At 70.2% G+C, this 12,189-nt stretch carries 10 protein-coding genes and 1 tRNA gene; 2 read left to right on the top strand and 9 right to left on the bottom strand.

The window, feature by feature from the left end; translation table 11 throughout:
- Position 1 precedes the first annotated feature (1 nt).
- Positions 2-712: a TetR/AcrR family transcriptional regulator gene (locus GWI24_RS30275; RefSeq protein ID WP_210949072.1), complete on the bottom strand. Its 711-nt coding sequence runs from the start codon at positions 710-712 to the stop codon at positions 2-4.
- Entirely contained in the window at positions 709-1,689 is a 981-nt protein-coding gene (locus GWI24_RS30270; protein WP_210949071.1) for a fatty acid desaturase, read from the bottom strand. The genes GWI24_RS30275 and GWI24_RS30270 overlap by 4 nt, the downstream gene beginning before the upstream one ends.
- A gap of 247 nt (positions 1,690-1,936) precedes the next feature.
- Between GWI24_RS30270 and ppc the strand changes: the two genes are divergently transcribed.
- Positions 1,937-4,657 carry a phosphoenolpyruvate carboxylase gene (gene ppc / locus GWI24_RS30265; protein ID WP_210949070.1) on the top strand — a complete coding sequence of 907 codons (2,721 nt, stop codon included), beginning with the start codon at positions 1,937-1,939 and terminating at the stop codon, positions 4,655-4,657.
- Positions 4,658-5,377: 720 nt separating this feature from the next.
- Here ppc and GWI24_RS30260 read toward each other — a convergent pair.
- The 7 genes from GWI24_RS30260 to GWI24_RS30230 all read right to left on the bottom strand — a co-directional run bounded on the left by GWI24_RS30260 (position 5,378) and on the right by GWI24_RS30230 (position 11,083).
- Entirely contained in the window at positions 5,378-5,896 is a 519-nt protein-coding gene (locus GWI24_RS30260) for a hypothetical protein (protein WP_210949069.1), read from the bottom strand.
- A gap of 69 nt (positions 5,897-5,965) precedes the next feature.
- Entirely contained in the window at positions 5,966-6,556 is a 591-nt protein-coding gene (pth, locus tag GWI24_RS30255; protein ID WP_037950921.1) for an aminoacyl-tRNA hydrolase, read from the bottom strand.
- A gap of 88 nt (positions 6,557-6,644) precedes the next feature.
- Positions 6,645-7,244, bottom strand: a complete 600-nt coding sequence (locus GWI24_RS30250) for a 50S ribosomal protein L25/general stress protein Ctc (RefSeq protein WP_210949068.1) — start codon at positions 7,242-7,244, stop codon at positions 6,645-6,647.
- Between the two features lie 221 nt (positions 7,245-7,465).
- The gene (locus GWI24_RS30245; RefSeq protein WP_210949067.1) at positions 7,466-8,443 is read right to left on the bottom strand and encodes a ribose-phosphate diphosphokinase; all 978 of its coding nucleotides are present in this window, start codon (positions 8,441-8,443) and stop codon (positions 7,466-7,468) included.
- 71 nt (positions 8,444-8,514) lie between these two features.
- Complete coding sequence (gene glmU / locus GWI24_RS30240) at positions 8,515-9,972, bottom strand: bifunctional UDP-N-acetylglucosamine diphosphorylase/glucosamine-1-phosphate N-acetyltransferase GlmU (protein ID WP_210949066.1); 1,458 nt, start codon at positions 9,970-9,972, stop codon at positions 8,515-8,517.
- A 117-nt stretch (positions 9,973-10,089) separates the two neighbouring features.
- A tRNA-Gln gene (locus tag GWI24_RS30235) sits at positions 10,090-10,161 on the bottom strand.
- Between the two features lie 28 nt (positions 10,162-10,189).
- Positions 10,190-11,083 (bottom strand): hypothetical protein, encoded by an 894-nt coding sequence (locus tag GWI24_RS30230; protein WP_210949065.1) that lies wholly within the window; start codon positions 11,081-11,083, stop codon positions 10,190-10,192.
- Positions 11,084-11,239: 156 nt separating this feature from the next.
- Here GWI24_RS30230 and GWI24_RS30225 point away from each other — a divergent pair.
- Positions 11,240-12,189, top strand: a 950-nt coding sequence (locus GWI24_RS30225) for a sensor histidine kinase (RefSeq protein WP_210949064.1), incomplete at its 3' end; no start/stop codon positions are given.

The raw sequence follows: 12,189 nt of genomic DNA, 5'->3' as shown, positions 1-12,189 counted from the left end.
GTCAGGACTTGCGGTGGCCTATCAGGCGCGGTTTCGGTTCCAGGCCATCCAGGCCGTGCCAGGCCAGGTTCACCAGGTGGGCCGCGACCTCGGCCTTCTTGGGTTTGCGGACGTCCAGCCACCACTGGCCGGTCAGGGCGACCATGCCCACCAGGGCCTGGGCGTAGAGGGGGGCCAGCTTGGGGTCGAAGCCGCGGGCCTTGAATTCCAGGCCCAGGATGTCCTCCACCTGGGTGGCGATATCGCTGATCAGGGAGGCGAAGGTGCCCGTGGACTGGGCGACGGGGGAGTCGCGGACGAGGATGCGGAAGCCGTCCGTGTACTCCTCGATGTAGTCCAGGAGGGCGAAGGTGGCCTGCTCGCACAGCTCGCGCGGGTGGCCCGCGGTGAGGGATGTGGTGACCATGTCCAACATCCGCCGCATCTCGCGGTCCACCACGACCGCGTACAGCCCCTCCTTGCCGCCGAAGTGCTCGTACACCACCGGCTTGGAGACCCCCGCCTTCGCCGCGATCTCCTCCACCGAGGTGCCCTCGAAGCCGCGCTCGGCGAAGAGCGTGCGACCGATGTCCAGCAGCTGCTCCCGGCGCTCCTTGCCGGTCATCCGGACCCGGCGGGGCCGCCGGGCTCCGGATCCGGAGGACCGGCCGGCCCGGCGCGGCCGGTCCTTTTCACCGCTGGTATTACTGTCGGTCGCCACGCCCTCTATCATGCCGCTCCGGCGGTTTCCCCCTGACGGCGGGCATCGATACGGTCCTGGCTCGGCCACCGGACGTCATACGCCCAGCCCGCCTTCTCGAACCAGCGGATGATCCGGGCGCTGGAGTCCAGCTGCCCCCGCATCACCCCGTGCCGGGCGCAGGTCGGGTCCGCGTGGTGCAGGTTGTGCCAGGACTCGCCGCACGAGAGCACCGCGAGCCACCACACATTGCCGGAGCGGTCCCGCGACTTGAACGGGCGCTTGCCCACCGCGTGGCAGATCGAGTTGATCGACCAGGTCACATGGTGCAGCAAAGCCACCCGGACGAGTGACCCCCAGAAGAAGGCGGTCACCGCGCCCTGCCAGGACCAGGTCACCAGTCCGCCGATCACCGGCGGCACCATCAGGGAGACCACGGTCCATACCACGAACTGCCGGGAGATCGCCCGGACGGCGCCATCCTTGATCAGATCCGGTGCGTATTTGTACTGCGGCGTCTGTTCTTCATCGAACATCCAGGCGATATGTGCCCACCACAACCCCTTCAGCAGGGCCGGAACGGTCTCGCCGTACCGCCACGGGGAGTGCGGGTCGCCCTCGGCGTCGGAGAACTTGTGGTGCTTACGGTGATCGGCCACCCAGCGGACCAGCGGGCCCTCCACGGCCAGCGACCCCGCGATCGCCAGCGCGATCCGCAGCGGTCGCTTCGCCTTGAACGAGCCATGGGTGAAGTAGCGGTGGAAGCCGATCGTGATGCCGTGGCAGCCGATGTAGTACATCGACACCAGCAGCGCCAGATCCAGCCAGCTGACCCCCCAGCCCCAGGCCAGGGGAACCGCCGCGAGCAGCGCGACGAAGGGGACGGTGATGAACAGGAGAAGGGTGATCTGTTCGATGGAGCGCTTGCTGTCCCCGCCGAGCGTGGCGGAGGGAAGCGGGGCCTCCTGGGCCTTCGGCGTGTCGTTGACCACGTCGGGGCTTGCAGTCATGGGATCCCTCGTGGGGCTCGGGGGCATGGCTACGGATGCGTAACCTACGGCGTCGTAAGTATGGCAGGGCCGGGAAGCGGGGCAATAGGGCTCTGGTCTCACCCAGGGTCGTGCCGCCTATCCTGGTGAGCGTCGGACAGCGCGGTCCGCACAAGGCCGAAAGCACCGGGTCAGCAGCGCGCGGCGCCCGCCGCGCACGCATCGATGCCGCGCTTCGAACCCCGTTCACTGCAAGGAGCCCGCACCTGTGAGCAGTGCCGACCACACCAACGCCGCCCTGCGTGCCGATATCCGCCGTCTGGGCGACCTGCTCGGTGAGACCCTCGTCAGGCAGGAGGGCCCCGATCTCCTCGAACTCGTCGAGCGCGTCCGTGCCCTCACCCGCAGTGACGGCGAGGCCGCGGCCGACCTGCTCGGCTCCACCGACCTCGAGACCGCCGCCAAGCTGGTCCGCGCCTTCTCCACCTACTTCCACCTGGCCAACGTCACCGAGCAGGTGCACCGCGGCCGCGAGCTGCGCGCCCGCCGCGCCGCCGAGGGCGGCATCCTCGCCCGCACCGCCGACCAGCTCAAGGACGCCGACCCCGAGCACCTCCGGGAGACCGTCGCCAACCTCGGCGTGCGCCCCGTCTTCACCGCCCACCCCACCGAGGCCGCCCGCCGCACCGTCCTCACCAAGCTCCGACGCATCGCCGAGCTGCTCGACACCCTCGCCGTCGGCGGCGACGCCCGCCGCGCCGACCTGCGGCTCGCCGAGAGCATCGACCTGCTCTGGCAGACCGATGAGCTGCGCGTCGTCCGCCCCGAGCCCGCCGACGAGGCCCGCAACGCCATCTACTACCTCGACGAGCTGCACGCCGGTGCCGTCGGCGACGTCCTCGAGGACCTCACCGCGGAGCTCGAGCGCGTGGGCGTCGAGCTGCCCGCCACCACCCGCCCGCTCACCTTCGGCACCTGGATCGGCGGCGACCGCGACGGCAACCCCAACGTCACCCCCGAGGTCACCCGCGACGTTCTGATCCTCCAGCACGAGCACGGCATCACCGACGCGCTGGAGATCATCGACGAGCTGCGCGCCGCGCTCTCCAGCTCCATCCGCAACACCGGCGCCTCCGAGGAGCTCCTCGCCTCCCTCCAGCGCGACCTCGAACTGCTGCCCGAGATCAGCCCGCGCTACAAGCGGCTCAACGCCGAGGAGCCCTACCGGCTCAAGGCCACCTGCATGCGGCAGAAGCTCGTCAACACCCGCGAACGGCTCGCCGGAGACACCCCCCACCAGCCCGGCCGTGACTACCTCGGCTCCGGTGAGCTCCTCGCCGACCTCCACCTCGTCCAGGACTCCCTGCGGGCCCACCGCGGCCAGCTCATCGCCGACGGCCGGCTCGAACGGTCCATCCGCACCCTCGCCGCCTTCGGCCTCCAGCTCGCCACCATGGACGTCCGCGAGCACGCCGACGCCCACCACCACGCCCTCGGCCAGCTCTTCGACCGGCTCGGCGAGGAGTCCTGGCGCTACGCCGACATGCCGCGCGACTACCGGCGCAAGCTGCTCGCCAAGGAGCTGCGCTCCCGGCGCCCCCTCGCACCCACCCCGGCGCCGCTGGACGCCGCCGGTGCCAAGACCCTCGGCGTCTTCCACACCATCCGCGAGTCCTTCGAGCGCTTCGGCCCCGAGATCGTCGAGTCCTACATTATCTCCATGTGCCAGGGCTCCGACGACGTCTTCGCCGCCGCCGTCCTCGCCCGCGAGGCCGGGCTGATCGACCTCCACGCGGGCTGGGCCAAGATCGGCATCGTTCCGCTGCTGGAGACCACCGAAGAGCTGAAGATCGCCGACAAGCTCCTCGACGAGATGCTCGCCGACCCCTCGTACCGGCGGCTCGTCGCCCTCCGCGGCGACGTCCAGGAGGTCATGCTCGGCTACTCCGACTCCTCCAAGTTCGGCGGCATCACCACCTCCCAGTGGGAGATCCACCGCGCCCAGCGGCTGCTGCGCGACGTCGCCCACCGGCACGGCGTACGGCTGCGGCTCTTCCACGGCCGCGGCGGCACCGTCGGCCGCGGCGGCGGCCCCACCCACGACGCGATCCTCGCGCAGCCGTGGGGCACCCTCGAGGGCGAGATCAAGGTCACCGAGCAGGGCGAGGTCATCTCCGACAAGTACCTCGTGCCCTCGCTGGCCCGCGAGAACCTGGAGCTGACGGTGGCCGCCACGCTGCAGGCGTCCGCCCTGCACACCGCCCCGCGTCAGTCCGACGAGGCGCTCGCCCGCTGGGACGCGGCCATGGAAACCGTCTCCGAAGCCGCGCACGGCGCCTACCGCAAGCTCGTCGACGACCCCGACCTGCCCGCGTACTTCTTCGCCTCCACGCCGGTGGACCAGCTCGCCGAGCTCCACCTCGGCTCCCGGCCCTCCCGCCGCCCCGACTCCGGCGCCGGCCTCGACGGACTGCGGGCCATCCCGTGGGTGTTCGGCTGGACCCAGTCCCGGCAGATCGTCCCCGGCTGGTTCGGCGTCGGCTCCGGCCTCAAGGCCGCCCGCGAGGCCGGACTCGACACCGTCCTCGACGAAATGCACCAGCACTGGCACTTCTTCCGCAACTTCCTGTCCAACGTCGAGATGACGCTGGCCAAGACGGATCTGCGGATCGCCCGGCACTACGTCGACACGCTGGTGCCGGATGAGCTGAAGCATGTCTTCGACGTGATCCAGGAGGAGCACGAGCTGACGGTGCGGGAGGTGCTGCGGATCACCGGTGGACGGGAACTCCTCGACTCCAACCCGGTGCTGAAGCAGACGTTCCACGTCCGGGACGCCTACCTCGACCCGATCTCGTATCTGCAGGTGACCCTGCTCCACCGCCAGCGCACCGCGGCCGAGCGGGGCGAGGACCCCGACCCCCTGCTCGCCCGAGCCCTCCTCCTCACGGTCAACGGCGTAGCCGCGGGCCTCCGCAACACGGGCTGACGACGGCGTGCACCCGACACCGGGCGGGGCCCACCCTTGACGGAGCGGGCCCCGCCCGGTGGTGTTGCTGAGGTAGTGAGATTTCCGGGGGCTCCGCCCCCGGCCCCCCGCCAGGCACCAGGCTCCGCCGCTGCCAAGCCCGGTCCCCTGGTGGGTACGCCGCGCCTTGCTTCACCGCTCGTCGGCGCGCGCTCCCGGCGGTCCGCCGCGCCCGCCCTCGTCCCCGCCGCGATGGCGAGGACCCCCGTGGCGGTGTCCGGCGGTGCCGAACTGCCTGCGTGCGCTTCGGCGCTGTCCGGCGCGTTTTCCCGGCTCGGGGGTGGGGCTTGTCTGCCGGGTACGGCTTTTCTTCCCCGCCGCGATGGCGGGGACCCCCGTGGTGGTGTCCGGCGGTGCCGAACTGCCTGCGTGCGCGCGGCACTGCCTGCGTGCGCGCGGCACTGCCTGCGTGCGCTCGGCCGCTGCCTGCGTGCGCTCGGCCGCTGCCTGCGTGCGCGCGGCCGCTGCCTGCGTGCGCGCGGCACTGCCTGTGTGCGCGGCCGCTGCCCAGTACGGCTTCTCTGCCGGGTACGGCTTCTCGTCCCCGCCGCGACGGCGAGGACCTCCACCGTCGTGTCCGGCGGTGCCGAACTGCCCGAGCCAAGAAGGGCGGTCGCACAACGGCGGGGTGGTCCCGGGACGAAGAGTGAGCCCAGACGCAGCGAGGGGACCCGGTGAGCGCTACAGCGTAAGTGTGGCGAAGGAGGCGCCCAGCAGCGCCGCGCCCAGCAGGCCCATGGCCCAGCCTGTGCGGCGTAGGCCGAGGCCGCCTGCCACGATCAGGGAGGTGAGGAGGAGGGAGCCGCCGAAGGGGACCCAGGCGTGGAGGACGCCGGCGGCGCCGGTGCGGACGGCGTGGTCCGTGCCGGGTTTGAGGGCCACCGGCACCCGGTCGCCCGTCCCGTTCGTGACGGCCTCGTCGATCCGCACCCGGCCACGGGACTTGCCGCCCCCGCGGGCCGGGGTGAAGGAGCCGGTGCACCATTCGTCGCCGCAGTCGGAGACCGTGACGGTGCCGCGCTCAAGCCCCTTGGTCAGCATCGACGGCTTGGCGTCGCCCCAGGAGGACCACACCCCGGCGACCAGGATCAGCAGCGCGACAAGCGCCATTGCCACGTTCTTCGCCAGCAACAGAAACCCGTACGCGCTCTCGCCCGCCCGCCGCGTACGGCTGCGCTTGGTCACACCGGTGGAAGCCATGGCGGCGATCCTCGCCATCCCCGGGCCCCCGGTCAACCTTCCGCCGAACAAACGGGCGAACGGCGCCTTTCAGGAGTTGTACGTCCCCTGCGCGCGCTCCAGCCCGTCCGCGATGAGCGTCTCCACCGCGTCCGCGGCGCGGTCCACGAAGTAGTCCAACTCCCGGCGCTCCGCTGCGGAAAAGTCCTTCAGGACAAACGCCGCGACATCCATCCGGCCCGGCGGACGGCCGATTCCGAAGCGCACCCGGCAGTAGTCCGCGCCCAGCGACTTGGTGATCGACTTCAACCCATTGTGGCCATTGTCACCCCCGCCGATCTTCAACCGCAGCGCGCCGTAATCGATGTCCAATTCGTCATGAACGGCCACGACATGACCGACCGGCACCTTGTAGAAGTCGCGCAGCGCGGTCACCGGACCGCCCGAGAGGTTCATGAAGGACATCGGCTTGGCGATCACGACACGGCGGCTCGCCGGCCCGGGCGGACCCACCCGGCCCTCGACGACCTGGGCCCGGGACTTGTGCGCCTTGAAACGGGCACCCATCCGCTCGGCCAGCAGATCGGCCACCATGAAGCCGACGTTGTGGCGGTTGCCCGCGTACTCGCCACCGGGGTTGCCGAGGCCCACCACAAGCCAGGGGCTCGTGTCGTCCGTCATCTGGATGTCTCTCCTTGAGGACGGCCGCCGCCCCGCACCCCAGGGGGCGGGACGGCGGCCGGAGAAGCGAAAAGGGAGCAGCCGCAGATTACGCCTCGGCGCCCTCGGCCTCGCCCTCGGCGCCCTCCTCGGCGGGAGCCTCGGCCTGGGCGGCGACCACCTGCAGCACGGCCGCGTCCTCCTCGACGGCCAGCGTGGTGCCCGCAGGGAGGGTGATGTCCTTGGCGTGGATGGTGGCACCCGCGTCCAGGCCCGCGATGGAGACGGTGACCGACTCCGGGATGTGGGTCGCCTCGGTCTCGACCGGCAGGGCGTTCAGCAGGTGCTCGAGCAGGTTGCCGCCCGGGGCCAGGTCGCCCTCGGTGAGGATCGGCACCTCGACGGTGACCTTCTCGCCCTTCTGCACCAGCAGCAGGTCGATGTGCTCCAGCACACCGATCTTGATGGGGTGACGCTGCACGGCCTTCGGGATGACCAGCTCGTCCTTGCCGCCCTCGACGTCGAGACGGATCAGCACGTTCGGGGTCTTCAGCGCCATCAGCAGGTCGTGCGCCGGCAGCGTGACGTGCAGCGGCTCGACGCCGTGGCCGTAGACCACGCCGGGAACGCGCTCGGCGGCACGGGCGCGGCGGGCGGCACCCTTGCCGAACTCGGTGCGGGGCTTAGCGGAGATCTTGACCTCGGCCATGGGGCACTCCTCGTAGATCGTTTACGGTGTGTGGGCGTCACCCGGCCCACGACAGACCTGCTACGAAGAGCGCGTCGATAACGGACAGCCGCTGTGAGAAGCGGCCTCCCTCGCCGAGCAACCCCACGATTCTACCAATGGCCGAGGGTGCCTTTGCCAATGGCTGAGGCCACCCCCTGACGGGAGTGGCCTCTACGTCCGGTCCGGGGAGGTTAAGCCGCTCACGCCTGCTCCTCGAACAGGCTGGTCACCGAGCCGTCCTCGAAGACCTCCTGGACCGCGCGGGCGATCGTCGGCGCCATCGACAGCACGGTCACCTTGTCCAGCTCCACCTCGTTCGGGGTCGGCAGGGTGTTGGTGAAGACGAACTCACTGACCTTGGAGTTCTTCAGCCGGTCCGCGGCCGGACCCGACAGCACGCCGTGGGTGGCGGTCACGATCACGTCCTCCGCGCCGTTCGCGAACAGCGCATCCGCCGCCGCGCAGATGGTGCCACCGGTGTCGATCATGTCGTCGACCAGCACACACACCCGGCCCCGCACATCGCCGACCACCTCGTGCACCGTGACCTGGTTGGCCACATCCGGGTCCCGCCGCTTGTGCACGATCGCCAGCGGCGCGCCCAGCCGGTCGCACCAGCGGTCCGCGACCCGCACCCGGCCGGCGTCCGGCGACACCACGGTGAGCTTGGACTTGTCGACCTTGGCGCCCACGTAGTCCGCGAGCACCGGCAGCGCGAAGAGGTGGTCCACCGGGCCGTCGAAGAAGCCCTGGATCTGGTCGGTGTGCAGATCGACCGTGAGGATCCGGTCGGCACCCGCCGTCTTCAGCATGTCGGCGACCAGCCGCGCCGAGATCGGCTCACGGCCACGGTGCTTCTTGTCCTGACGGGCGTAGCCGTAGAACGGAACGATCACCGTGATCGAGCGCGCGGAAGCCCGCTTCAGCGCATCGATCATGATGAGCTGCTCCATGATCCACTTATTGATCGGAGTCGTGTGGCTCTGGATCAAAAAGCAGTCGGCACCGCGCGCCGACTCCTGGAAGCGGACGTAGATCTCGCCGTTGGCGAAGTCGAATGCCTTGGTCGGGACCAAGCTGACGCCCAGCTCATGGGCGACCTCCTCGGCCAGCTCGGGGTGGGCGCGGCCGGAGAAGAGCATCAGCTTCTTCTCGCCGGTCGTCTTGATCCCGGTCACAACAAGTCTCCTTGGATGTCACTTTGGTGCACTTCTCACCGTACGCCCCGCACGGTGTACCTGTGCACATGTCACTGTTGGCCCTCGTCCTCCCGACGAGCGGACTCGGCGGCTCGTGCCGCGGCGCTTCCGGGGCGCTTGCGGGCGACCCAGCCCTCGATGTTCCGCTGCTGTCCGCGTGCGACGGCGAGCGAGCCCGGGGGCACATCCTTGGTGATGACCGATCCGGCGGCGGTGTAAGCACCGTCCCCGATCGTGACGGGAGCCACAAGCATGTTGTCGGCCCCGGTCCGGCAATGGCTGCCGATGGTGGTGTGGTGCTTGTTCACACCGTCGTAGTTCACGAAGACGCTGGCGGCGCCGATGTTGGTCTGCTCGCCGATCGTCGCGTCGCCCACGTAGGACAGATGCGGCACCTTGGTGCCCTCACCGATCGTGGCGTTCTTCATCTCCACGTACGTGCCGGCCTTGGCCTTGGCCCCCAGCCGGGTCCCGGGGCGCAGATACGCGTACGGCCCCACGCTCGCCCCCGCGCCGATCTCCGCGCCCTCCGCGACGGTGAACGAGACGGCCGCGCCCTGGCCGACGGTGGTGTCGGTGAGCCGGGAGTTCGGCCCGACCTCGGCGTCCGTGGCCAGATGGGTGGCCCCCAGCAGCTGGGTGCCGGGGTGGACCAGCGCGTCCGGCTCGAAGGTGACGGTCACGTCGATCCAGGTGGTGGCGGGGTCGACGACGGTCACCCCGCTCAGCATCGCCCGCTCCAGCAGCCGCTCGTTGAGCAGCCTGCGGGCCTCGGCCAGCTGGACGCGGTTGTTGATCCCGAGGATCTCGCGGTGGTCGCCCGCCACGCACGCGCCCACCCGGTGCCCGGCCTCGCGCAGGATGCCGAGCACATCGGTGAGGTACTCCTCACCCTGGCTGTTGTCGGTGCGCACCTTGCCGAGGGCGTCGGTGAGCAGCTGGGCGTCGAAGGCGAAGACCCCGGAGTTGATCTCGCGGATCGCGCGCTGCGCGTCGGTGGCGTCCTTGTGCTCCACGATCGCGGTGACGGCGCCGGTCGCGTCCTCCCGCACGATCCGGCCGTAGCCGGTGGCATCGGGGACCTCGGCGGACAGCACGGTCACGGCGTTGCCGTCGGCGTCGTGGGCCGCGGCGAGCCGCTGGAGCGTCTCGCCGGTCAGCAGCGGGGTGTCGCCGCAGACGACGATCACGGTGCCGTCGAGGGCGACCCCGCTGTCGGACAGCTCCTCCAGGCCCATCCGGACGGCGTGCCCGGTGCCGTTCTGCTCGTGCTGGACGGCGGTGCGCACCTCGGCGTCGGTCTCGGCCAGATGCGCGGAGACCTGCTCCCGGGCGTGGCCGACCACGACCACGAGATGTTCGGGGGAGAGCTCTCGGGAGGCGGCGACGACATGCCCGACGAGGGAGCGGCCGCAGAGGGCGTGCAGAACCTTCGGGGTCGCCGATTTCATGCGGGTGCCCTCACCCGCTGCGAGGACGACGACGGCTGCCGGGCGGTTGGCGCTCACGGGTGTGCCCTTCGGCTTCGGGGGTGGACACCCGCAGGATACCGAGAGGTTTCCGGGCGGAAAGGAAGGAGGGTGCCGAGCCGGGCGGTGCCGCGCAGTCAGGACCCGAACTTAGAGCTCCCCTGCCAGGACTCGAACCTGGAACAAAGCGTCCAAAGCGCCACGTGTTGCCCATTACACCACAGGGGATGGCAAAAGGTGCCAAATCGGACAACCGCTAAATCGTCGACCTGGCCCCCACCACTATGCCGTACCACCAGCCTTCGATGCGACGGTATAGGTCAGCTCCTTGGAGAACACGGACCACCAGGCACCCTCGGTATCCCTCGCCGACGTTCTTGCGGACGGTCTTCGGGTTGTGCTTCTTCAATGTTGTCCGTTCCAGGGTGGTGACGTCCACGCCGATGGTCTCCGCCCAGTATCGCTCCGCGTCCGCCACCTGGGCCGATTCGTGGATCATCACGCGGAAGCGCAACCGTGCCGGTTCTATGCCGAGCAGAGCGAGCCAGGCGAGATAGAGCTGGATCATGTCGGGGTCGCTGTTGATGAAGATGACCGCTTCCCTGAGGCTGTAGGGCTTGCTCTTGCTGCCCTCGGACCAGTACAGCCCCACGCCCACCAGGAACAGCTCCCGGTCCGTCATGACGCCGATCTCCCGCGCCGCCACGAGTTTCGTCCGCTGCCGCTCGATCTCCCGCTGCCGCATCGTCGCCTCCCACCCCCGCTTGGCGATCGCCGACGCCTCCTCCCGGGTGCGGGGCGGCCGGTCCGGTTTCGGTAGGTCGCGGGTCCAGAGGGAGATGGAGCTCTTGGAGCAGCCCAGCTCCAGCTGAATCTTGTCGTAGGTCATCCCCTGGAGTCGCATCTCGCGCGCCCTGGCCCGTAGGTCGTCCTTGGCGTTGGGGCGCCTGGTCCACTCCGGTGGCGGCTCGCCCTCCAGGAGGCGGTTCAGGATGTCGTTGTTGCTGACCTTCAGCCGGTCGCGGATCTGTCTGCGGCTCAGTCCTTCCCTCCGTAACGCGATCGCCCGTTCCCTCAGTTCTTCGAACGTGGTCGTCCCGCTGAGCAGGCCGCCCACGCTGTCGCCGTCGCGGCGCCGTGGTTCGCTCATGACCACAGGATCGTTCGCTGTCCGTACGCATTGGGTCGAAAATGTGGGCGATTCATTCGTTCGAGTTAAATAGGCGGCTTTGCCGGGTGTTCGAGTCTCTTGCGCGCCGCCGTGTCACCGGGAAAAGCGCTGGCGCCCGGCCGTAGGCTGGTCGCTATGAGTTCGACGGGGGAAGAGGCCACGGGCGCGCGGGGCGCGCCCGCGGGGCCGTGGTGGTGGGCGCGGCGGCGGAGTATGGGGCTCGATGTCCTGCTCGCCGTGGCGTCGTCGATCGAGTGCGCGGCGGAGGGTGTCGGATTCGCCCACGATGCCCGGATTCCGGTGGCCGCCGGGGTGCTGATCGGGGTGCTCGTCGGTGCCACGCTGGTGCTGCGGCGCCGCTGGGCGATCGCCGTGGTGCTGATATCGATCGCGGTCACCCCTGCCGAAATGGGTCTGCTGCTCGGCGTCGTAGGGCTCTACACCCTCGCCTCGTCCGAGGTGCCGCGCCGGATCACGGCGGTGCTGGCCGGAATGGCGGCGGTAGGCAGCTTCCTCGTCACGGTGATCGGCCTCCGCCGGGACAATCCGCAGAGCGGTCTGGGGACCTCCGTGTGGGAGGCCCCGATGTTCGCCATGGTGCTCACCCTGGGGCTGACCGGCCCGCCCGTGCTGCTGGGGCTGTACGTCCGGGCGCGGCGGCGGCTGGTGGAGAGCCTGCGCGAGCGGGCGGACGGTCTGGAACGGGAGCTCTCGCTGCTCGCGGAGCGGGCGGAGGAACGGGCCGAGTGGGCCCGTAACGAGGAGCGGACCCGGATCGCGCGGGAGATGCACGACGTGGTGGCGCACCGGGTGAGCCTGATGGTGGTGCACGCGGCGGCGCTGCAGGCGGTGGCGCTCAAGGATCCGGAGAAGGCGTCGAAGAACGCGGCGCTGGTGGGCGACATGGGGCGGCAGGCGCTGACCGAGCTGCGGCAGATGCTGGGGGTGCTGCGGTCGGAGGACGGTCTGCGGGCGGGGGCGGCGTTCGCCGCCGGGTCCTCGTCTTCCGCTGCTAGGTCCTCCTCCGCCGGGTCCTCTTCCGCCGGGTCTTCCTCCGCCGATGCCGCCGGGTCCTCCGCCAAGGA

Origin of the sequence: Streptomyces sp. MK37H (genome assembly GCF_018035285.1) — a bacterium.
GTDB lineage: Bacteria > Actinomycetota > Actinomycetes > Streptomycetales > Streptomycetaceae > Streptomyces > Streptomyces endocoffeicus.
Note: the sequence above shows the minus strand (reverse complement) of the source record. Positions and strands in the feature narration are given on the sequence as shown.